Origin of the sequence: Solimonas flava DSM 18980, assembly GCF_000426685.1 — a bacterium.
Taxonomy (GTDB): Bacteria; Pseudomonadota; Gammaproteobacteria; order Nevskiales; family Nevskiaceae; genus Solimonas; species Solimonas flava.
Genome location: NZ_AUFV01000003.1, coordinates 454407 through 476118, shown reverse-complemented (window position 1 = coordinate 476118; position 21712 = coordinate 454407). Strand labels below are relative to the sequence as shown.

The 21712-nt window shown below is 68.9% G+C and carries 24 protein-coding genes and 1 pseudogene; 15 read left to right on the top strand and 10 right to left on the bottom strand.

The features are described from left to right. Positions 1–169: 169 nt before the first annotated feature. Complete coding sequence (locus K343_RS0107305) at positions 170–2167, bottom strand: SDR family oxidoreductase (protein WP_028007503.1); 1998 nt, start codon at positions 2165–2167, stop codon at positions 170–172. Between the two features lie 379 nt (positions 2168–2546). Between K343_RS0107305 and K343_RS21290 the strand changes: the two genes are divergently transcribed. Then, on the top strand, positions 2547–3974 hold the full coding sequence (locus tag K343_RS21290) for an OmpP1/FadL family transporter (protein WP_051278026.1): 1428 nt from the start codon (positions 2547–2549) through the stop codon (positions 3972–3974). Between the two features lie 90 nt (positions 3975–4064). Here the strand turns inward: K343_RS21290 and K343_RS0107295 are convergent, their stop codons facing one another. From K343_RS0107295 to K343_RS0107285, 3 genes are all read right to left on the bottom strand, one after another. Beyond that, the gene (locus K343_RS0107295; RefSeq protein ID WP_028007502.1) at positions 4065–4412 is read right to left on the bottom strand and encodes a hypothetical protein; all 348 of its coding nucleotides are present in this window, start codon (positions 4410–4412) and stop codon (positions 4065–4067) included. A 192-nt stretch (positions 4413–4604) separates the two neighbouring features. Beyond that, positions 4605–5429 carry an SDR family NAD(P)-dependent oxidoreductase gene (locus K343_RS0107290; RefSeq protein ID WP_028007501.1) on the bottom strand — a complete coding sequence of 275 codons (825 nt, stop codon included), beginning with the start codon at positions 5427–5429 and terminating at the stop codon, positions 4605–4607. 64 nt (positions 5430–5493) lie between these two features. Then, a complete protein-coding gene (locus K343_RS0107285) occupies positions 5494–5934 on the bottom strand; it encodes an HIT domain-containing protein (RefSeq protein WP_028007500.1) in 441 nt (146 codons plus the stop codon). Between the two features lie 128 nt (positions 5935–6062). Here K343_RS0107285 and K343_RS0107280 point away from each other — a divergent pair, with 128 nt between their 5' ends. Both K343_RS0107280 and K343_RS0107275 read left to right on the top strand, forming a co-directional pair. Beyond that, the gene (locus K343_RS0107280) at positions 6063–6725 is read left to right on the top strand and encodes an NAD(P)H-binding protein (RefSeq protein ID WP_028007499.1); all 663 of its coding nucleotides are present in this window, start codon (positions 6063–6065) and stop codon (positions 6723–6725) included. Between the two features lie 77 nt (positions 6726–6802). Then, positions 6803–7996 (top strand): cation:proton antiporter, encoded by a 1194-nt coding sequence (locus K343_RS0107275; RefSeq protein ID WP_028007498.1) that lies wholly within the window; start codon positions 6803–6805, stop codon positions 7994–7996. 16 nt (positions 7997–8012) lie between these two features. Here the strand turns inward: K343_RS0107275 and K343_RS0107270 are convergent, their stop codons facing one another. From K343_RS0107270 to K343_RS0107250, 5 genes are all read right to left on the bottom strand, one after another. Further along, positions 8013–8894, bottom strand: coding sequence for a PPK2 family polyphosphate kinase (locus K343_RS0107270; RefSeq protein ID WP_028007497.1), 882 nt, complete (start codon positions 8892–8894; stop codon positions 8013–8015). A gap of 4 nt (positions 8895–8898) precedes the next feature. After that, positions 8899–9627 carry a PAQR family membrane homeostasis protein TrhA gene (trhA, locus tag K343_RS0107265; RefSeq protein ID WP_084615747.1) on the bottom strand — a complete coding sequence of 243 codons (729 nt, stop codon included), beginning with the start codon at positions 9625–9627 and terminating at the stop codon, positions 8899–8901. A gap of 85 nt (positions 9628–9712) precedes the next feature. Next, a complete protein-coding gene (locus K343_RS0107260) occupies positions 9713–10153 on the bottom strand; it encodes an NfeD family protein (RefSeq protein WP_028007495.1) in 441 nt (146 codons plus the stop codon). Between the two features lie 9 nt (positions 10154–10162). Further along, positions 10163–11104, bottom strand: a complete 942-nt coding sequence (locus K343_RS0107255) for an SPFH domain-containing protein (protein WP_028007494.1) — start codon at positions 11102–11104, stop codon at positions 10163–10165. Between the two features lie 117 nt (positions 11105–11221). Further along, positions 11222–11635 (bottom strand): SufE family protein, encoded by a 414-nt coding sequence (locus K343_RS0107250; RefSeq protein WP_028007493.1) that lies wholly within the window; start codon positions 11633–11635, stop codon positions 11222–11224. A 114-nt stretch (positions 11636–11749) separates the two neighbouring features. Here K343_RS0107250 and msrP point away from each other — a divergent pair, with 114 nt between their 5' ends. From msrP to K343_RS0107195, 12 genes and pseudogenes are all read left to right on the top strand, one after another. Beyond that, a complete protein-coding gene (gene msrP / locus K343_RS0107245; protein WP_028007492.1) occupies positions 11750–12700 on the top strand; it encodes a protein-methionine-sulfoxide reductase catalytic subunit MsrP in 951 nt (316 codons plus the stop codon). Continuing rightward, positions 12700–13326 carry a protein-methionine-sulfoxide reductase heme-binding subunit MsrQ gene (gene msrQ, locus K343_RS0107240; protein WP_028007491.1) on the top strand — a complete coding sequence of 209 codons (627 nt, stop codon included), beginning with the start codon at positions 12700–12702 and terminating at the stop codon, positions 13324–13326. The genes msrP and msrQ overlap by 1 nt, the downstream gene beginning before the upstream one ends. An 8-nt stretch (positions 13327–13334) precedes the next feature. Continuing rightward, positions 13335–14048, top strand: coding sequence for a ribonuclease PH (rph, locus tag K343_RS0107235; protein ID WP_043112281.1), 714 nt, complete (start codon positions 13335–13337; stop codon positions 14046–14048). Between the two features lie 4 nt (positions 14049–14052). Beyond that, positions 14053–14454, top strand: a pseudogene (locus tag K343_RS25280) (GNAT family acetyltransferase); the annotation flags it as partial. A 3-nt stretch (positions 14455–14457) separates the two neighbouring features. Further along, positions 14458–15099 carry an RdgB/HAM1 family non-canonical purine NTP pyrophosphatase gene (rdgB, locus tag K343_RS25275; protein ID WP_366514395.1) on the top strand — a complete coding sequence of 214 codons (642 nt, stop codon included), beginning with the start codon at positions 14458–14460 and terminating at the stop codon, positions 15097–15099. A 453-nt stretch (positions 15100–15552) separates the two neighbouring features. Beyond that, positions 15553–16668: a radical SAM family heme chaperone HemW gene (gene hemW, locus K343_RS0107225; RefSeq protein ID WP_245585136.1), complete on the top strand. Its 1116-nt coding sequence runs from the start codon at positions 15553–15555 to the stop codon at positions 16666–16668. 88 nt (positions 16669–16756) lie between these two features. Further along, positions 16757–16948, top strand: a complete 192-nt coding sequence (locus K343_RS0107220; protein ID WP_028007487.1) for a CPXCG motif-containing cysteine-rich protein — start codon at positions 16757–16759, stop codon at positions 16946–16948. Between the two features lie 15 nt (positions 16949–16963). Further along, positions 16964–17428 carry an RDD family protein gene (locus K343_RS0107215; protein ID WP_051278025.1) on the top strand — a complete coding sequence of 155 codons (465 nt, stop codon included), beginning with the start codon at positions 16964–16966 and terminating at the stop codon, positions 17426–17428. Positions 17429–17506: 78 nt separating this feature from the next. After that, the gene (locus K343_RS0107210; protein ID WP_028007485.1) at positions 17507–17749 is read left to right on the top strand and encodes a type B 50S ribosomal protein L31; all 243 of its coding nucleotides are present in this window, start codon (positions 17507–17509) and stop codon (positions 17747–17749) included. A gap of 200 nt (positions 17750–17949) precedes the next feature. Beyond that, positions 17950–19218: a malic enzyme-like NAD(P)-binding protein gene (locus K343_RS0107205; RefSeq protein WP_028007484.1), complete on the top strand. Its 1269-nt coding sequence runs from the start codon at positions 17950–17952 to the stop codon at positions 19216–19218. Between the two features lie 27 nt (positions 19219–19245). Beyond that, positions 19246–20538: a citrate synthase gene (locus tag K343_RS0107200; RefSeq protein WP_028007483.1), complete on the top strand. Its 1293-nt coding sequence runs from the start codon at positions 19246–19248 to the stop codon at positions 20536–20538. Between the two features lie 250 nt (positions 20539–20788). Continuing rightward, entirely contained in the window at positions 20789–21151 is a 363-nt protein-coding gene (locus tag K343_RS0107195; RefSeq protein ID WP_028007482.1) for a YidH family protein, read from the top strand. A 4-nt stretch (positions 21152–21155) separates the two neighbouring features. Here K343_RS0107195 and K343_RS0107190 read toward each other — a convergent pair whose 3' ends face one another. Then, a complete protein-coding gene (locus K343_RS0107190) occupies positions 21156–21668 on the bottom strand; it encodes a hypothetical protein (protein WP_028007481.1) in 513 nt (170 codons plus the stop codon). Positions 21669–21712: the final 44 nt, after the last annotated feature.

Sequence of the window (21712 nt, the reverse complement as noted above, 5' to 3'; positions counted from 1 at the left end):
TGCGTGCGAAGACGCGGCGCTTTGAGCGCGACTGTAGCGCCGGCACGAGCGCGCGGCCTTGGCTGCAAGCGCGATCGCCGCCGGCGCGACGGCCAGCGCCGGCGCCACGGAAAAAGGCCGGCGGCCGTCGCCGCCGGCCCGAAGCGCGGCCGCAATCGCCGGAGGACGCCTAGAAGTGCTCGCCCTTGAACAGGTTGGCGAACACCACCTGCTCCAGCGTCGGCTTGGCGCCTTCCCGGCGTCCCTTGGCGGCATCCGACGACGGGAACAGATGGAAGCCCTTGTTGAGGATGTAGTCGTTGAGCTTCGGCCACAGCGCGTACGAAACCGCGGCGGCGGTGCCGAGCGGCGTGGCGATCGACTTCGGCCGACTCAGCAGCGCCTTCATCACCGTGTCGCCGGCCTTCTCCGGCGACCACGCCGGCACGTAGTCGTAGAGCTTGGTCGGCGCGATCATCGGCGTGCGCACCAGCGGCATGTAGATCGCCGTGACCTCGATGTTCTTGTGCTTGACCTCGGCCGACAGGCAGCGCGAGAACGCGTCGAGCGCGGCCTTGGAGGCGACGTAGGCCGAGAAGCGCGCGGCGTTGGCGAGCACGCCGATCGAGCTGATGTTGATGATGTGGCCGCTCTTGTGCTTCGCCATCGACGGCAGGAAGTTCATGATCATGCGCACGGCGCCGAAGTAGTTCAGCTGCATGGTGCGCTCGAAGTCGTGGAAGCGGTCGAACGACTCGAACACCGAGCGGCGGATCGAGCGGCCGGCGTTGTTGATCAGGATGTCGACATGGCCGAAGTCGCGCAGGATCGCCTGCGAGCACTCGTCGATCGCGTTGAGGTCGTTGAGGTCGCAGGGATAGACATGCGCCTCGCCGCCGGCGAGTTCGATGATCTGCTGCAGCTCTTCGAGCTTCTCGCGCTTGCGCGAGACCAGCACGACCTTGGCGCCGGCCGCGGCGAGCTTCTTCGATACCACCAGGCCGATGCCGCGCGAGGCGCCGGTGACGACGGCGACCTTGCCGGTCAGCTTCTGCACCGCGCCGCGCGGCACACGGGTCTCGACGTCGAGGAACTTCTCCCAGTACTGCCACAGCTTGTCGGCGTAGTCGCGGATGTCCGGGCACTGCACACCGGTGCCCTTGAGCGCGGCGCGCGTGTTGCGATCGTCGAACACCGTGCGGTTGCCGACGTAGGCGACCACCGACAGCGGCACGCCGATCGCCTTCGAGACCCGCTTCTCGACAGCCGGCCCCCAGGAAGTCCCGGCGACGTGGCCCTTGACCTGCCCGGCCAGCTCGCGCATCGCCAGCGGCAGCGCCGGCAGTTCGAGCCGGCGCGCGAACTCCGGTCCGTGCGCGACTTCGAGCAGGGTCTGCAGCAGGTCGCCGACGCTCGGCGACTTCGACTGGATCAGGCAGAAACACTGACCGTCACGGCCTTTCTCGTGCGCGATGGTGACGATCGCTTTGGCGACGTAATCGACCGGCACGATCGGCACCTTGCCGCCCTCGATGCCGAGCAGCGGCAGCCACTTCGGCACCGCGTAGCTGAGCTTCTGGATGGTCTTGAAGAAGTAGTAGGGACCGTCGATCTTGTCCATCTCGCCGCTTTCCGACGAGCCGACGACGACGCCCGGCCGATAGATCCGGAACGGCACCTTGCTCTCTTCGCGAACGATCTTCTCGGACTGGAACTTCGAGCGGTAGTACGGGTGCTCGAGCTTCTGGCCCTCGTCGAACATGTCCTCGGTGAAGCGGCCGTTGTAGCCGTTGCCGGCGACGGCGACGCTCGAGACATGGTGCAGGTGCACGTCGCCGCCGAGGCCGTTGGCGAACTCGACGAGATGGCGCGTGCCCTCGATGTTGATGCGGTCGGCCTGCGCGTCGCTCATCGCCATGTCGTAGACGGCGGCGAGATGGAAGACGTGCGCGATGTGGCCCTTGAGCTTCTTGCGCTCGGCCTCGTCGATCAGACCGGGCTCGGTGACGTCGCCGTGCACCGCGACCAGCCGCTCGCCGGCCTCGCCGAAGCGCGCCTGCAGCGCCTCGAACTTGTCCTGCGAGCTGGGTCGCACCAGCACGTAGACCTTCGCCTCGGCACGCTGCAGCAGCTCGCCGACCAGAAATTTGCCGATGAAACCCGTCGCACCAGTCACGAAATAGTTCATTCGTGTTCCCCTGTTTGTCGTTGTCTTGGGTGCCGAGCATCTTAGCGAACCGGCGCCGCGCCGGCGTTCGCCGTCGCGCGAACCGGCACCGGCCACGGCGGCCAAGCGCGCCGGCAACCGAGGTTACCGTGAAACCGCAATCACGCGCCGACGAACGGCGGCAATGTCTTGACCAGCGTCAAGCGAGTCGCGCACGGCGGCCTCGACAATAGCGGCCCCGCGCGACCGTCACGGACAGACCCCGAAAAGGGCACGCGGCGAGGCTTCCCTGCCCGCGGCAACATTCCCGCCCGCACCCGAAGCGCCAGAGAGGGCTGCAGGCCCCACGCTCGCCGCCACGACCGTCAGGCCGCCACGCTTCCCCCCACTGGAGATCTGCATGTCCCCCCTCTTTCGCAGTTTCCGCCTCACCGCGCTGGCCGCGACCGTGCTCGGCGCACCGGCGGCGTTCGCGTCCGGCTACAACTTCGGCACGCAGAGCGTCACCGCGCAGAGCACCGCCAACGCCAACGGCGCCGAAGCCAACGACGCCTCGGTGATCTACAGCAATCCGGCCGGCATGTCGCGCCTGGCCGGCACGCAGTTCTCGCTGATCGCCAATGTCGTGCTGCCGGAACTCGAGTTCAAGGAACGCGGCACGACCACCAACGGCCTCGGCCTGCCGGTCGACAGCGACAACGGCGGCGATCCGGTGAAGACCACCTTCGTGCCGCACTTCTATCTGACGCACCGGCTCAGCCCGCGCGTCGTCGCCGGTCTCGGCCTCTACGTACCGTTCGGCGCCAAGGTCGAGTACGACAACGGCTTCGCCGGCCGCTACTACGCGACCAAGACCGCGGTCGAGATGCTCAACATCAACCCGTCGCTGTCGTTCAAGTTCGACGAGCACCAGAGCTTCGGCATCGGCCTGGTCGCGCAGTACGCCAAAGGCGCGCTGGCCCGCCAGGTCAGCGCCGCGCAGGCGATGTACGGCATCGGCTCCGAACTGGGCCTGCCGGCGGGCACCGTGCAGGCGCTCGCGGTCGGCGCGCTCGGCGTCGAAGACATGCGCTTCCACATCCAGGGCGATTCCTGGGGCCTGGGCTACAACCTCGGCTACTTCTACGAACTGAATCCGCACACCCGCTTCGGCCTCGCCTACCGCTCGGAGATCAAGCAGAAGCTCGCCGGCGACGCGATGCTGCAGAACAGCGCACCGCTGGCCACCTACATCGCCAGCGGCCCGCTGGCGCCGTACGCCGACGCCATCTTCGCCAACTTCCCGACCACCGCGCACGGCCACCTCAACGTGACGACGCCGCAGTCGGTGTCGCTGAACGCCTACCACGAGCTCAGCGCGCGTCTGGCGCTGATGGGCGACGTCACCTGGACCGGCCACAGCAGCCTGCAGCACCTGACGATCGAGGCCCAGCCGATCACCACGACCTACATCAAGACCGACTGGGACGACACCTGGAAGGCCTCGGTCGGCGCCTCGTACGCGATGACGGCGGCGTGGAAGCTGCGCGGCGGCTACATGTACGACCAGTCGCCGGTGACGAGCAGCACCGACGTGCTGCCGACGCTGCCCGACAACGACCGCCAGTGGCTGTCGCTCGGCACGACCTGGCAGATGTCGAAGCGCAGCTCGATCGACGTGGCCTACAGCTACGTGTTCATCCAGAACCAGAGCATCGACCGCAGCTACGACTACGAAGGCCATCCGAACAGCACCGCGGCCGGCGAGACCGAGACCCAGGGGCACGTCGCGGGCAGCTTCAAGTCGCACCTGCAGATCATCGGCCTGCAGTGGAACTACGCGTTCTGAGCGCGGGCCGCAGGCAGTCCCGCAAGCGGCGCCGGACGGCTCACCGTCCGGCGCTTTTCTTTTGCAGGCGCCGAAGGCGGCGCACCGCCCTCAGGGTCTGAGCAGCTCCGCCTCGACGACCCAGCCCGACGCGTTCGGCGCGTCGACGAGCCACCACGAGCCGCGGGCGTTGAGCACGCGCGACTTGAGGCGCACCAGGGTGCCGGCCGGCAGGAGATCGCCGGCCTGCGCGTTCGGCAGCGGCGTCAGGCGCAGCGAGGTCGGCGCCTTCAGCGCCACCGCGTCACCGGCCTTGAGCGCGGCCGACACGCCGGGCGGCAGCAGGCCTTCCGCCTTCAGCGGCGCCGAGATGTTCTTCGGCGCCGCCGGCTTGGGCGCCTCGCTCGCGCAGCCGGCGAACGCCATGACGACCGCGATCGACGCGGCCGGAACCGCCATCCTTTGCTTTTGCTTTTTCATGACCCCCCCCCTGGGCCGCACCGGCCCTGGCGGCCGGCGCGCCTTTATAAGGTGCCGGCCGGCAGCGGACAATCGCCGCCGGCCGGCACAGCTTGTCACGGCGCACAAACGCGCGACGGACACACCGCCGCAGCGTATGCCGGCGCGCGACGAACGGCGCCGGCACGTGCATCACTTGCGTTCGCGGAAATCGTCCATCGAGTGGTAGACGCCGAACACGTGGTCGGCGAACCAGTCGAACAGGCGCAGCGGCAGCAGGCCCTTGAGGGCGTTCGACAGGTACACGGTCCACGGCAGGATCAGGCGGCCGCGACCGCGCTTCATCGCCCGCCAGACGCGATCGACGACGTACTGCGGCGTCATCACCGGCGTCATCAGCATCGGCTTGGCGCCGTCGAACATGCCGGTCGCGATATAGGTCGGACACACCGTCAGCACCTTGAGGTGCGCGTGGCCGGCCTGCGCCAGCTCCAGGCGCAGTGAATCGCTCCAGCCGGTGCATGACCACTTCGACGCGCAGTAGACGCTCATGCGCGGATTCGACACCAGGCTCGCCGCCGAGGAGATGTTGACGATGCGCCGCTCGCGGGTGCGGTCGGCGATCATGTCCGGCAGGAACTCGCGGGCGATGTACATCGGCGCCAGCGCGTTGATCGCCATCGTCATCTCGATGTCCTTCTGCGGATCGTGCTCCCAGAAGTACTTGCCGCGGATGATGCCGGCGTTGTTGATGAGGATGTCCGGCGTGCCGAGCGTCGTGCGCAGCTCGGCGGCGGCGGCGGCGATGGCCGCACGCTGCGCGACGTCGACGACCTGGGCGACGACGCGCAGGCCCTGGGCGCGCAGCTCGGCGGCGGTCTTGTCGAGCTCGACGGCGTTGATGTCCCAGAGCGCGATCGCGGCGGCGCCCTCGCGCGCCGCGAGCTGCGCGTACAGCTTGCCCATGCCCATCGCCGCGCCCGTGATGAGCAGCGTCTTGCCCGCGACCGTATCCATGTCCTGACCTCCCGTTATCGGTCGGCGAGTCTAGGAACAGGCCGCCGCCGCCGGCCAGCGCCGCTCAGACGTCGAGCACGAAGTGTTCGGCCAATCGTCGGCGCAGCGTCGCCAGCGCAGCCTCGGCATCGTCGGCGTCGTAGGGCCGCGGCGGCAGGCGACCCCAGACCGGCGCCGGCCAGGCCGGATCGCGCTGGCGACGCACGATATGGTGCACGTGCAGCTGCGGCACCATGTTGCCGAGCGCGGCGACGTTGAGCTTGTCGCCGCCGTACAGCGCCATCAGCTCGCGGCCGAGCGCGCTGGATTCGCGCAGCAGCTGCTGCTGATCGGCCTCGTCGAGCTCGTGGATCTCGCGGATCGCCGCGCGGCGCGGCACCAGGATCAGCCACGGATACTGGGCGTCGTTCATCAGCAGCACGCGCGACAGCGGCCAGTCGCCGACGCGCAGCGTGTCGGCGGCGAGACGGCCGTGCAATTCGAAACGGTCGGAAACAGGGGACATGGCGGCTCTCGGTGCGGCGTCATACTGCCAGCGCGCGCGGCGATGCGGTATATAGGGCCGCAATGCTTCGCGGCGCCGCGATCCGGCGCCACACGAACAGGCGGTAGACAACAAGGGGATAGGATCGCATGGAGCGCAGCGCACTCGTCGCCGGAGCGTCGGGGCTGGTGGGGCATCGCGTGGTCGACCGCTTGCTGCGCGACCCGGCGTACACGCGCGTGGTTGTGCTCGCGCGGCGGCCGCTCGACATCGAGCATCCGCAGCTGACGACGATCATCACCGACTTCGGCGACCTCGCCGCACTCGGAACGGCGCTCGCGGTCGACGACGTGTTCTGCTGCCTCGGCACGACGCTGCGCGCGGCGGGTTCCAAGGAAGCGTTCGCCGATGTCGACTACCGCATGGTCGTCGACCTGGCGCGCGCCACGCACGCGGCCGGCGCCCAGCAGTTCATCGTGATCTCCGCGGTCGGCGCCAGCGAGCACGCGCTCGCCTACTACTCGCGCGTCAAGGGCCGCATGGAGGCGGCGGTACGCGCGGTCGGCTTCGAGGCCGTGCACATCGTGCGGCCGTCGCTGCTGCTCGGCGAGCGCCGCGAGTTCCGCCGCGGCGAAGCCTACGCGCAGCGCTTCGCGCCGCTGCTGGCGAAGCTGGCCGCCGGACCGCTGCAGCGCTACCGGCCGGTGCAGGCCGACGAAGTCGCCGAGGCGATGCTGCGTCTGGCGCTGCGCGGCGAGCGCGGCGCCCACGTCCACCATCTGCCGCTGCCCGACGACAACGACGCCGACTGAATCCCCGCGCGCCGCCTTGATCGTCCGCCGCCGGCGCGCCACAGTGTCACGATCATGAACACCACCCGAGTCCGCCCATGAGCGCCGCGCCCGAGGCCGCCGCGCATTCCGACCAATTGCTGCTGACGCTGTTCATCATGTTCGCGGCGGCCAAGCTGCTGGCCGAAGTGTTCGAGCGCCTGCGCCAGCCCTCGGTGGTCGGCGAGATCCTCGCCGGTGTGCTGATCGGCCCGAGCGTGCTCGGCTGGGTCGAGCCCGGCCTGCTCACGCAGACGCTGTCGGAACTCGGCGTGATCTTCCTGCTGTTCTCGGTCGGCCTCGAGACCAAGCCGAGCTCGATCGCCCAGGTCGGCCGCACCGCCGGCGCCGTCGCCGTGCTCGGCGTCGCCGTGCCCTTCGTCGCCGGCTGGGGCTATATGTCCGCAACCGGACATAGCGACATCGAATCGCTGTTCCTCGGCGCGGCGATGGTCGCGACCAGCGTCGGCATCACCGCCCGCGTGCTGTCCGGCATGGGCCTGCTGCACCTGGTTTCGAGCCGCGTGATCCTCGGCGCCGCGGTGATCGACGACATTCTCGGCCTGCTGGTGCTGGCGGTGGTGGCGAGCATGGCCGGCGGCAGCATCAATTACACCGAGATCGGCCTGACCGCGGCGCTGTCGATCGGCTTCGTGTTGCTGGTCGCCGCGGTCGGCTCGCGCGTGATGACGCGCCTGACGCCGACCCTCGTCTCGATGCGCATCGGCCACTCGCTGCTGGCCGGCGCGATCGTGCTGTGCTTCGGCCTCGCCGCGGTCGCCGCCGAGATCGGCATCGCCGCGATCATCGGCGCCTTCCTCGCCGGCATGGCGCTGGCCGAGGCGACCGAGGGCTCGCACGACGTCCACCAGCAGGTGCGCGGCATCACCGAGTTCTTCACGCCGTTCTTTCTCGTCGCGATCGGCATGCAGCTCAAGCTCGACGTGCTGGCCAGCAGCGAGACCCTGCTCGCCGCGGTGATCGTCACGCTGCTGGCCGTCGTCACCAAGTTCTTCGGCTGCGGCCTCGGCGCGATCCATCTGGGCTGGCGCCGCGCCGCGCAGATCGGCGTCGGCATGGCGCCGCGCGGCGAGGTCGGCATCGTCGTCGCGCAGATCGGCCTCGGCCTCGGCGTGATCTCCGATCACGTGTTCGCGATCGTGCTGTTCATGGCGGTGGCGACGACGATGATCGCGCCGCCGCTGCTGGTGCCGCTGTTCCGCGCCGACCGCGCCTCGAACGCGGAACCCTAGAATCCGGCGCGCCGGCTCACTCGCTTTCGAGCTGCTTGCGCAGCTTGGCGAGCTGGGCGCGTGCGTCGGCGTCGAGCCGCGGGTAGCGCAGGTCGAGCTGGCGCAGCCGGGCGACGATGAGCGCCGCCACCGTCGCGCGCATGTACGGCTTGTCGTCGGCCGGGATCGCGTACCACGGCGCCCAGGACTTCGAGGTCGCGTTGAGCAGGTCCTCGTAGGCCGCCTGATAGTCGTTCCAGCGTGCGCGGTCGGCGAGGTCGCCGGCCTCGAACTTCCAGTTCTTGTCCGGCTCGTCGAGGCGGTCGAGCAGGCGCTTGCGCTGCTCGGCGCGCGACACGTTCAGGAAGAACTTGAGAATCACCGTGCCGTTGCGCGCCAGATGCCGCTCGAAGTCGGAAATCGATTCGTAGCGCTCGCGCCACAGCTTGGCCTCTTCCTTCGGCCGCCACGGCAAGCGCTGCGCGTCGAGGTTGTCCGGATGCACGCGCACCGTCAGCACTTCCTCGTACCAGCTGCGGTTGAAGACGCCGATGCGGCCGCGCTCCGGCAGCTGGCGGATGCAGCGCCAGAGAAAGTCGTGATCGAGTTCCTCGGCGCTCGGCCGCTTGAACGAGGACACCTGGCAGCCGGCCGGATTGACGCCGGTCAGCACCGCGCGAATCGTGCTGTCCTTGCCGGCCGCGTCCATCGCCTGGAAGACCAGCAGCACGGCGTGGCGGTTGTCGGCATAGAGCCGCCGCTGCAGCTCGTCGAGCGCCTCGACCTCGACCGCGAGCCGGGCTCTGGCCAGATCCTTGTCGGCGTCCTTCGGCGGCGCGGTGCCGGCCTTGCCGACGCGAAAGCCGCCGTCGAACGGCACGAGGTAGGGGCTGGCGACGAAATCGGTGTGCTCGGACATCGCTTCAGCCGTTCGGCCCCGGCACCACGTAGAAGAAGATCGCGAAGTACTGCAGCACGCTGCCGGCGAGCACGAACAGATGCCAGATCGCGTGGTGGTAGCGCAGGCGCTCCCAGACGTAGAACACCACGCCGCCGCTGTAGGCGAGGCCGCCGGCCAGCGTCAGCAGCAGGCCGCCGGTCGCCAGGCGCTCGAGGATCGGCTGGATGGCGACGACCGCGCACCAGCCCATCGCCAGATAGATGATCAGCGACAGCTTCTCGTAACGGCCGGTCGCGAAGATCTTGAACACCACGCCGACCGCGGCCAGACCCCAGGTCAGCGCGAACAGGCTCCAGCCCCAGGTGCCGTGCAGCGTCACCAGCGTGAACGGCGTGTAGGTGCCGGCGATCAGAAAGTAGATCATCGAGTGGTCGATGACGCGCAGCACCTTCTTGGCGCCGGGCAGCGGGATCGAGTGGTACAGCGTCGAGGCCGTGTACATCAGCACCAGCGTCGCGCCGAACACGGCGGAGGCGATGACGTGCCACTCGTTGCCGTACAGGGCGGCGCGCGCGACCAGCGCGGTCAGCCCGACGATCGCCAGCAGCGCGCCGACGCCGTGCGTCACCGCGTGCGCGATCTCCTCGCCGAGCGAGTACAGCGAATCGGGGATTTCGAGCGGACCGATGTGATGCCCGTGCACCGCCGGCTCGTGCAGGTCGTGCAGATTCTTTTCGGTACGGGTCGCCATGCGCAACGCGGAAAGCTCAAGCGGATCGGGGCTTGAGCTTACACGCCTGCGGCCGGCCGGCAAGGGCCGGCGCGGGCGAGCGGCGCTAGAGGCGCTCGACGCGCAGCGTCGCGCCGTCGGCGGCGACGACGCGGACCTGGGCACCCGCCGGCATGTCGCCCGGCCCGCTGATGCGCCACTGCGAATCGTCGACGCGCAGCGTGCCGATGCCGTTCACCAGCGGCTCGCTGAGCGTGAACTGGCGGCCGACGTAGGACTGGCCGCGGCGGTTCAGCGTCGGCTGGTCGGTCGTCGCCGGTGCCGGCCGCCAGCGCCGCCAGGCGAGCACGGCGGCGATCGCCAGCACGCCGAAGATGATGAACTCGACCTTCCAGCCGAGCGCCGGCACGATCAGCGCGAGCAGGCCGACGACGGCGGCCGACGCGCCCATCCACAGGAAGATCGCGCCGGGCAGCACGGCTTCCAGCGTCAGGAACACCAGGCCGGCGACCCACCAGTGCCACCAGACGATGCTGTCGAGCGCCATGACCGCTCCTTACTTGCCGCCGGCCGCTTTCTTGGCGAGTTCGGCGATGCCGCCGATCGCGCCGATCACGCTCGAGGCTTCGAGCGGCATCAGCACCAGCTTCTCGTTCGGGCTGGTAGCGATGCGCGCCAGCGCCTCGATGTACTTCTGCGCGACGAAGTAGTTGATCGCCTGCACGTCGCCCTTGGCGATCGCCTCGCTGACCATCGCCGTCGCCTTGGCCTCGGCCTCGGCCGAACGCTCGCGGCCTTCGGCGTCGCGGAACGCCGCTTCCTTGCGGCCTTCGGACTCCAGGATCTGCTCCTGCTTCTGCGCCTCGGCAGCGAGGATCTGCGCCTGGCGCTCGCCCTCGGCCTTGAGGATCGCCGCCTGGCGGAAGCCTTCGGCGTCGAGGATGTTGGCGCGCTTCTCGCGCTCGGCCTTCATCTGCCGGGCCATCGCCTCGACCAGCGTCGGCGGCGGACGGATGTCCTTGATCTCGATGCGCGTGACCTTGATGCCCCACGGCGTGGTCGCATTGTCGACCACCGACAGCAGCTTGGTGTTGATGTGATCGCGCTGGCTGAGCAGCTCGTCGAGATCCATCGAGCCCATGACCGTGCGCAGATTGGTCATCGTCAGCTGCATGATCGCGAACTCGAGGCTCTGCACCTCGTAGGCCGCCTTCGGCGCGTCGAGCACCTGGAAGAACACCACACCGTCGACGCCGACCATGGCGTTGTCCTTGGTGATGACCTCCTGCGAGGGCACATCGAGCACCTGCTCCATCATCGACAGCTTTTTGCCGATGCTGTCGACGTACGGAATCATCCAGTGCAGGCCGGGCTCGAAAGTCGCGCGGTACTTGCCGAAGCGCTCGATCGTGTACTCGCGGCCCTGCGGCACGGTGACGACGCCCTTCCACAGCGTCACCAGCGCGAAGACGACGAAGATGATCGGAATCAGTTCCATGCCAGCCCTACCCGGTGAGCGCCGTCGAGCGACGGCAGGCCGATTCTAGCAACCGCGCGCGCCGCATTCGTGACGGTGCCGTCAGACGGCCCGGCACGCGCGCTTCCGGTGCGCGCCTCAGGCGGCTTCGGCCGCCGCCATCTGCCTGATGCGCTCGACCATCGCGTAGAAGCCGTTGCGGCGGTTCATCGAGATATTGCTCTCCAGGCCGAGGCGCTCGAAGGCATTGCCGATGTCGAGCGCGAGGATCTGCTGCGGCGTCTTGCCGGACGTCAGCATGAACAGCACGGCGATCAGGCCCTTGACGATGTGCGCGTCGGAATCGCCGCGGAATTCCAGGGTCTTCGGCGGCCCCGGCCGGACCTCGTGCGTCAGCCACACCTGCGACATGCAGCCGCGCACCTTGTTGGCGTCGACGTGCGCGCCGTCCGGCATCGGCGGCAGCTTGCGGCCGAGCTCGATGAGGTAGCGGTAGCGCTCCTCCCAGTCGCCGAGCATTTCAAAGGTTTCGGCCAGTTCATCGACATTCATGGCACTGCGCGTCCGGATTTCGTGTTCGTTCGTACAAACGCATATGGTAGCGGCGAACGCCCGGCGTCCGCCGTGGTCCATGCCGGACCGTTCGTCCCTCACCGGAGCCCCCGCATGCTGATCCGCATCCTGCCGCCGCACGCGCTGCGCGAATCCGACGTCACGCCGGAAACGCTGTACCTCAGCCGCCGCCGCGTGCTCGGTGGCCTCGGCCTCGGCGCCGCGGCGCTGGCGCTGCCGGGGCTGGCGACGGCGAAGGCCTCAGCGCCGGCGCTGGCGGCGCTGAACGTCGCCGCGCATCGCGATCAGGCCGGCGGCGAGAAGGTGACCGACTTCGAGACCGTCAGCACCTACAACAACTACTACGAGTTCGGCAGCGACAAGGACGATCCCGCGCGCAACGCCGGCTCGCTGAAGACACGGCCGTGGACGGTCGTCGTCGACGGCGAATGCGAGGCGCCGGGCCGCGCCGACATCGACACGCTGATCGCCGGCCGCCTCGAAGAACGCATCTACCGGCATCGCTGCGTCGAAGCCTGGAGCATCGTCGTGCCCTGGGTCGGCCTGCCGCTCGGCGACTTCCTCAAGCGCTACAAGCCGACCTCGAAGGCCAGGTACGTCGCCTTCGAGACCCTGTACGACCCGAAGCAGATGCCGGACACGCGTTACGGCGTGCTCGACTGGCCGTACGTCGAGGGCCTGCGCATCGACGAGGCCATGCACCCGCTGACGATGCTCACCGTCGGCATGTACGGCCGCGTGCTGCCGAACCAGAACGGCGCGCCGCTGCGCCTGACGGTGCCGTGGAAGTACGGCTTCAAGAGCATCAAGTCGATCGTGCGCATCCGCTTCGTCGAGAAACAGCCGCCGACCACCTGGAACCGCATGGCGGCGAGCGAGTACGGCTTCTATTCGAACGTCAATCCGAATGTCGACCATCCGCGCTGGAGCCAGGCCAAGGAGCGCCGCCTCGGCGAGCTGTTCAAGCGCGACACCCTGATGTTCAACGGCTATCCGGAAGTCGCCTCGCTCTATGCCGGCATGGACCTGAAGCAGAACTACTGATGCCGGCGCCCGGCCCGACCGTTCGCCTCTGGGGCTGGCGCCTGGCCGCGTGGGCGCTGGGCCTCGCGCCGCTGCTGTGGCTGGCCGTCCGCGTGCTGCAGTCGCGGCTCGGCGCCAACCCGGTCGAGTTCCTGGAGCACTACGCCGGCGACTGGTCGCTGCGCCTGCTGCTGGCGACGCTGGCGATGACGCCGCTGCGCCGCATCAGCGGCTGGTCCGAACCGGTCCGCGTACGCCGCGCGCTCGGCCTCTGGGCGTTCTTCTGGATCTGCCTGCACTTCGCGATCTACCTGACCTTCGACCTCGAAGGCTCGCCGGCGGCACTCGCCGACGACCTCGTCAAGCGCAGCTACATCGCGATCGGCTTCGCCGCCTGGCTGCTGCTGGTGCCGCTGGCGATCACCTCGACGCAGGCCTGGCAGCGGCGCCTGAAGCGGCGCTGGGCGCAGCTGCACCGCCTGATCTACGCGGCGGCCCTGCTCGGCGTCGTGCATTACCTGTGGCTGGTCAAGGCCGATCGGCGCGAACCCTTGCTGTACCTGGCGCTGCTGCTGGTGCTGCTCGGCTGGCGCCTGCCGTGGCGCGGTATACTCCGCGGCCATTCGCCGCCCCGCCGCACTCCGTGACTGATCCCCTGCTCCGCGCCTCCGGCCGCCGCGCCGACGAGCTTCGCCCCGTTTCGATCGTCCGCGGCTACACCAAGCACGCCGAGGGCTCGGTGCTCGTTAGCTTCGGCGACACGCGCGTGCTATGCACCGCCAGCGTCGAGGAACGCGGCCCGGCCTGGAAGAAGGAAGGCGGCTGGGTCACCGCCGAATACGGCATGCTGCCGCGCGCCACGCACGACCGCAGCCGCCGCGAGGCGGCGCAGGGCAAGCAGTCCGGCCGCACGCAGGAGATCCAGCGCCTGATCGGCCGCTCGCTGCGCGCCTGCGTCGATCTCGACGCGCTCGGCCCGTACACGATCACCATCGACTGCGACGTGCTGCAGGCCGACGGCGGCACGCGCACTGCGGCGATCACCGGCGGCTACGTCGCGCTCGCCGATGCGGTCGCCGCCGTGCGCAAGTCCGGCAAGATCAAGAAGAACCCGCTGTTCGGCCAGGTCGCCGCGATTTCGGTCGGCATCCACGCCGGCAAGCCGGTGCTCGATCTCGACTATCGCGAGGACTCGGGCTGCGAATGCGACATGAACGTCGTCATGAACGAGGCCGGCCAGTTCATCGAGGTGCAGGGCACCGCCGAAGGCCATGCCTTCCGCCGCGACGAACTGAACCAGCTGCTCGATCTCGCCACCCAGGGCATCGCCCAGCTGATCGAGGCGCAGCGCGCCGCGCTGCAGGGCTGATCCGGTGCAGATCCGGCCGTACCGCGACACCGACGCCGAGGCCGTCGTCGCGCTATGGCAGGACTGCGGACTGACGCGCCCCTGGAACGACCCGCGCCGCGACATCGCCCGCAAGCAGGCGCTGCAGGCCGAGGGCTTCCTGATCGTCGTGCTCGACGACGTGATCGTCGGCAGCGTGATGGCCGGCTACGACGGCCATCGCGGCTGGGTCAATTACCTGGCCGTGCACCCGACGCATCGCCACCGCGGCATCGGCCGCACGCTGATGGCCGCCGCCGAGACCTACGTCGCCGGCCTCGGCGCGCCGAAACTCAATCTGCAGGTCCGCGACGGCAATCTCGACGCCGTGCTGTTCTACGAGCGCCTCGGCTACGCGCGCGACGCCGTGCTCAGCTACGGCAAGCGCCTGATCAGCGACGGGCCGCGCGCCTCGGCCGTCGAGCCGGACCGCGGCGAGCTGGTGCTGGCCTCGCGCAACGCCAAGAAGCTCGGCGAAATGCAGGCGCTGCTCGCGCCGCTCGGCTATCGCCTGCGCCTGGTCTCCGAGTTCAGCGCCGTCGAGCCCGAGGAAACGGCGCCGAGCTTCGTCGAGAACGCCCTGATCAAGGCCCGCCACGCTGCGCAGGTCTCGGGCCTGCCGGCGCTCGCCGATGATTCGGGACTCGAAGTCGAAGCGCTGAACGGCGCGCCCGGCGTGCGCTCGGCGCGCTACGCCGGCATCGACGCGAGCCAGCCCGAACGCGACCGCGCCAACAACGCCAGGCTGCTCGATGCGCTGCGCGACGTGCCCGACGAACGGCGCGGCGCGCGCTTCGTCAGCGTGCTGGCGATGCTGCGCCACGCCGACGATCCGGTGCCGCTGCTCGCACAGGGGTTCTGGCCGGGACGCATCCTGCGCGCGCCGCAGGGCGCCAACGGCTTCGGCTACGACCCGCTGTTCTGGGTCGCCGAACGCGGCTGCAGCGCCGCCGAACTGCCGCCGCAAATGAAGAACCGCCTCTCGCACCGCGCCCGCGCCAGCGCCGAGCTGCTGCGCCAGCTGCAGCGGTGAAGACGGAACGCGGGAACGTGAACGGCGACGCCGTGTCCGGCGCCATGAAGAACGCTTCCGCCATCCCGGACAAAACCTCTGCGCCGGATCAGACCCCGGCCGGGCGATCGCCGGCCGCGCAATCGCCGGGCCGGACGGCCCTTCAAGGCAGTCCGCGGATCGGCTGCCGATGAAGACCCGGACTGCCATCCCTGGCGAGACCTCTATGCCGGATCGAGCCCCGGCCCGGCCATCCCTGGCCGGGCGATCGCCGGGCCGGACTGCCCTTCAAGGCAGTCCGCGGATCGGCTGCCGATGAAGACCCGGACTGCCGTCCCTGGCGAGGCCTCTGTGCCGGATCGAGCCCCGGCCCGGCCATCCCTGGCCGGGCGATCGCCGGGCCGGACTGCCATTCAAGGCAGTCCGGCTGATCCGGCGATCCCACTGTCCCTTTATCTGCATTTTCCGTGGTGCGTGCGCAAATGCCCGTACTGCGACTTCAACTCGCACGCGCTGCGCGGCGAGATTCCGGAAGACGCCTACGTCGACGCGCTGCTGCGCGATCTCGACTTCGAGCTGCGCGAGATGGCGGACCCGCGGCCGCTGACGAGCATCTTCATGGGCGGCGGCACGCCGAGCCTGTTCTCGGACCGCGCGATCGGCCGCGCGCTCGACGGCGTGAACCGGCGTCTGCCGTTCGCGCCCGACATCGAGATCACGCTGGAGGCCAACCCCGGCACGGCCGAGGCGGCGCACTTCGCCGGCTACGTCGCCGCCGGCGTCAACCGCCTGTCGATCGGCGTGCAAAGCCTGAACGACGCGCACCTGAAGCGGCTCGGCCGCATTCACGACCGTGGCGAGGCGATCGCCGCCTACGAACTCGCGCGCCGCGCCGGCTTTGCCAACATCAATCTGGATCTGATGTACGCGCTGCCGCAGCAGACGCCGGACGAGGCTGCCGCCGATCTGCGCGCGGCGCTGGCGCTGGCACCCGAGCACCTGTCGTATTACCAGCTGACGCTGGAGCCGAACACCGAGTTCGGCGCGCGGCCGCCGCCGGTGCCCGATGACGAGCAGGCCTGGGACATGCAGCTGCAAGGCCAGGCCTTGCTCGCCGCGCACGGCTACGCGCAGTACGAGGTGTCGGCGTACGCCCAGCCGGACCGGCGCGCGCGCCACAACCTGAACTACTGGCACTTCGGCGACTATCTCGGCATCGGCGCCGGCGCGCACGGCAAGCGCAGCGCCGCGGGCGACACGCTTGCCGGCGGCGGCCTGCAGATCGAGCGCCGCGCCCGGCACAAGCATCCGCGCACCTACCTCGAACGCGCCGGCGGCGACGGCGCCGTGCAGGAGCGGCGCCACGTGACGGAAGCCGAACGGCCGCTCGAATTCCTGATGAACGCACTGCGCCTCAACGATGGCTTCGCCATCGCCGACTATCGCGCACGCACCGGCCTCGACTGGGCGGCGCTGGCAGCGGCGGCGACGGCGCGCGCGCGCGGCCTGATCGAGGAACGCGACGGCCGCGTGTGGCCGACCGAACTCGGCCACCGCCATCTCAACGGCCTGCTCGGACTCTTTCTCTGAAGCGTCAGTCGCGCATGACGCGCGCACGGCGCTCTGCGACACTGCAGCGCCGCGTTAACAGGCCCCAATCGCCGCCCGGAGCCGCGCCATGCTCGATGAAATCACCGTCACCTGTCCGGCCTGCTGGGAGGAAATCGTCCTGGAGATCGACCTGTCGGCCGGCGACGAACAGGTCTATGCCGAGGACTGCCCGGTCTGCTGCCGGCCGATGACGGTGCGCGTGCAGGTCCGGGCCGACGGCGAAGGCTGTACAGTGAATGTGGAACCGGAAAGCGACTGAAGGAAGGCCGCAGCGATGGATGAAGTCAGCGAAATGAGCGTCGGCAACGCCGGCGCCACGATCCCGACGGTGCACTACGTCGGCTTCTGGGCGCGCGTGTTCGCCAGCATGATCGACTCGATCGTCGTGCTCTTCGCGCTGGTGCCGATGGCGCTGCTGCTCGGCCTGTTCGGCATCGGCATCAACGAAGAGGACCCGTACGCGCAGCTGACGGTGCAGCTGATGATCGGCGCCGTGGTGCTGGCGTTCTGGCTGACGCGCATGGCGACGCCCGGCAAGATGATCATCAACGCCGTCATCGTCGACGCCGCCACCTTCGGCAAGCCGAGCTGGAAGCAATACCTGGCGCGCTACCTCGGCTACTTCGTGTCGACGCTGCCGTTCTGTCTCGGCCTGCTGTGGGTGGCGTTCGACGCACGCAAGCAGGGCTGGCACGACAAGATCGCCGGCACCGTCGTCATCCGCCAGCCGCAAGTCTGAAGCGGCGCGGACTTGCGATCGCAGCGCAGCGACATTAAACTTCGCGCCCTTTCGAGCTTTTGCGTGAAGGTTTTCCCCATGAGAGACGGCATCCACCCCGAGTACCGCCCGGTCGCGTTCAAGGACGGCGCCGCTGATCACGTGTTCATCATCGGTTCAACGGTGAAGACGCGGGAAACGATCACGATCGACGGCACCGAGTATCCGCTGGTCAGCCTCGACACCTCCAGCCTGTCGCACCCGTTCTACACGGGCAAGCAGAAGGTCGTCGACACCGGCGGCCGCGTTGGCAAGTTCAAGGCGCGCTACGGCAAGAAGTAAGCCGCACAGCCGTTTGCAGGACCCGAAGGCCGCGCGCAAGCGCGGCCTTTTTCGTTGCCCGCCGCTGCCGGCCGGCGGCCCGCATTTGCTGCAGCGCCAGCGCCGGCCACGTCCTGCGGCCGTGTGCGCGCGTGCCCTGCCGCCGCGACAATGCGCGCCCTCTAATTTCGCGCATCCAGGCAGAAGGCACTGCGACGATCATGAACGCTTCCGACCCGACGCCGGCCGAGCTGCAGCAGGCCGCGCTCGACTATCACGAATTCCCGCGCCCCGGAAAACTCGGCATCGCGATCACCAAGCCGGTCGAAGGCCCCGGCGACTTGTCGCTGGCCTACAGCCCGGGTGTCGCCGAGCCGGTGCTGGCGATCCAGCAGGACGCCGAAGCGGCCTACCGCTACACCGCCAAGGGCAATCTCGTCGCCGTGATCTCGAACGGCACCGCGGTGCTCGGCCTCGGCGACTGCGGCGCGCTCGCCGGCAAGCCGGTGATGGAAGGCAAGGCGGTGCTGTTCAAGAAGTTCGCCGACATCGACGTCTTCGACATCGAGGTCGATACCAAGGACCCGCAGGAATTCATCGACACCGTCGCCCGCATCAGCGGCACCTTCGGCGGCATCAATCTGGAGGACATCGCCGCACCGGCCTGTTTCGAGATCGAGCGGGCGCTGGTCGAGCGCTGCGACATCCCGGTCTTCCATGACGACCAGCACGGCACCGCGATCGTGCTCTGCGCCGGTCTGCTCAACGCGCTGGAACTGCAGGGCAAGACGATCGACGAAGCGCGCATCGTCTGTCTCGGCGCCGGCGCCGCCGGCATCGCCTCGATGCGCCTCGCGCTCGAACTTGGTGCGCGGCGCGAGAACCTGCTGCTGGTCGACCGCAAGGGCGTGATCCATACCGGGCGCGAGGACTACGCGACGCTCAATCCGGAGAAGCGCGAGTTCGCCGCCGAACCCTCGGAGCGCCGCACGCTGGCCGGCGCACTGGCCGGTGCCGACGTCTTCATCGGCCTGTCGGGCCCGGACCTGGTTCGCGACGAATGGCTGATGCTGATGAACGAGCGGCCGATCGTCTTCGCGCTGTCGAATCCGGTGCCGGAAATCCGCCCGGAAGTGGCACTGAAAGTGCGTAACGACCTGATCATGGCAACCGGGCGCAGCGACTACCCCAATCAGGTCAACAACGTCCTGTGCTTCCCGTTCCTGTTCCGCGGCGCGCTCGACGTGCGCGCCCGGCTCATCAACGGCGCCATGAAGGTCGCCGCGGTGCGCGCCCTGGCGGCCCTGACCCGGCAAGCGGTGCCGGCGGAAGTGCTGGCCGCATATGGGTTAAAATCGCTGTCGTTCGGTCCGGAGTACATCATCCCCAAGCCGCTCGACCCCCGCCTGCGCGATGTCGTGGCGCCGGCGGTTGCCCGTGCGGCTGTCGACAGTGGCGTCGCGCGGCTGTCGGCGCTCCGCCCGGCATAACTATCCCCAGTTCAAGAAGAGGTCATCATGAGCACGCCTAGCTTCAGCCTGGTCAACAACGCCAACGGGGAGAAGATCGACCTGCCCGCCGTCGGCGGCACTCTCGGCCCCGTCGGCCTCGACGTCGGCAAGGTCTACGACAAGGCTGGCGTTTTCACGTATGACCCGGGCTTCTCGTCGACCTGTTCGACGAAGTCGGCGATCACCTATATCGACGGCGACGCCGGCGTGCTGCTGTACCGCGGCTATCCGGTCGCCCAGCTCGCCGAGCACTGCTCGTTCATCGAGGTCGCGTACCTGATCCTCAACGGCGAACTGCCGAACGCCGCCGAGCTCGAAGCGTTCGACCAGAGCATCCGCAAGCACACGATGATCAACGAGTCGCTGAAGGGCTTCTTCAGCGGCTTCCGCTACGACGCGCACCCGATGGCGATGCTGACCGGCGTCGTCGGCTCGCTGTCGGCGTTCTACCACGACACGACCAACAACAAGGATCCGCGCCACCGCGAGATCTTCGCGCACCGCATGATCGCCAAGATCCCGACGATCGCCGCGGCCGCGTACAAGCGTCATGTCGGCCAGCCGTTCATGTACCCGCAGAACCATCTCGACTACTGCAGCAACCTGCTGCACATGATGTTCGCGGTGCCGGCCGAGCCGTACCACGTCAACCCGGTCGCCGCCAAGGCGCTCGACATCCTCTTCATCCTGCACGCCGACCACGAGCAGAACGCCTCGACCTCGACGGTGCGCATGGCCGGCAGCACCGGCACCAACCCGTACGCCGCGATCGCCGCCGGCATCGCCGCGCTGTGGGGTCCGTCGCACGGCGGCGCCAACGAGGCCGTGCTGAACATGCTCGACGAAATCGGCGACGTGAAGCACGTGCAGGGCTTCATGGACAAGGTCAAGGACAAGCAGTCGGGCGTGCGCCTGATGGGCTTCGGCCACCGCGTCTACAAGAACTTCGACCCGCGCGCGACGATCATCCGCGAGCAGTGCCACAAGGTGCTCAAGGCGCTGAACGTCAACGATCCGCAGCTCGAACTGGCGATGAAGCTCGAAGAGATCGCGCTGAACGACGACTACTTCAAGGCGCGCAAGCTGTACCCGAACGTCGACTTCTACTCGGGCATCATCTACAAGGCGCTCGGCATCCCGGTGAACATGTTCACGCCGATGTTCGCGATCGCCCGCACCGTCGGCTGGGTCGCGCACTGGGCCGAGATGATCGCCGATCCGGCGATGCGCATCGCCCGCCCGCGCCAGGTCTACACCGGCGCGCCGGAGCGCTCGGTCTCGCCGCTCGCGCAGCGCTGAAACCGCGTTCCCGGCCGTACGAAAAAGCCCTCCGCAAGGAGGGCTTTTTCGTGGGCGCGACGATGCCGCCGCAGGGCCCGGCGAGGAGAGTCTCCGCAGCCGCGGGTCGGGCCCCGGGCGGCGCGGGGGTAGCGCGGTGCGGCGCGCACAGGATGGCGACCCGAAAAACGAAGCGCCGGCGCATGCGCGCCCGGATCGCGCCGGGCCCGCGGTTTCGTTTGCCGCACCGGCGCCGCTATGCTGCCGGCACATGGCCAACGACCCTCGCATCTTCTTCGCCGCCGAGCGCACGCTGCTGGCCTGGATCAGGACCGGGCTGACGATCGTCGCGCTCGGCTTCGTCGTCGAGCGCTTCGGCCTGTTCCTGCGCCTGCTCGCGCTCGAACTGCCGCAGGCGCGCGCCGACGCGGGCGGGCTGTCCGGTCCGCTCGGCGTCACGCTGGTCGTGTTCGGCAGCCTGACGATCGCGCTCGGCGCCGTGCAGCATCGCCGTTACCTGCGCCATCTGCCGGCCGAGGACCGGCCGCCCGGCTATTCGAGCGCGGCGGCGACGGTGCTCGCGCTGCTGATCGCCGCGCTCGGCCTGGCGCTGGCCTTCTACCTCGCGCGCTGAGCGCTCAGAGGCGCTTGCCGAAGTCCGCGAAGGCGTCGCTGACCGTGCGCTTGGCGACGTTCAGCGCGTCGCCGCCGAGCACGCCCCTGCGCAGCTTGCCTTCGGTATGCGTGGCGTAGAGGATGTGGCCGTCCGGCCCGCGCAGCTGGATGTCGACGGCGATCAGCGCCTGGCCGGCGCGACCGCGGAAGATCGGCGGGATCAGGCGAATGCCGCGGTTGCCGTAGTTGGCGTTGATCGTCACCACGATCGTCGGCGCCTTGGCCGGCGCCTTCACCCAGACCGCCTTCTTGCTGCGCACCAGCGTCACCAGCTGGGTCTGCGCCTCGACCTTCAGTTCTTCGTTGTAGCGCTTGGCATCGTCGGTCTGCGAGGTCGAGCTGACCGTGATCGGCGTGAACACGTACTGCTTGGCCGTCATCGGCGCCTGCGGTGCGTTGGTGACGTTGTTGCGGATCGTCGTGCCGCAGGCGGCGAGCAGGCTCAGGCACAGCAACAGCAGGCAGCGTTGCAGCATGCGGGGTTTCCGTGAACGAAGGCGGTGCCGCTAGTGTGCCGCGC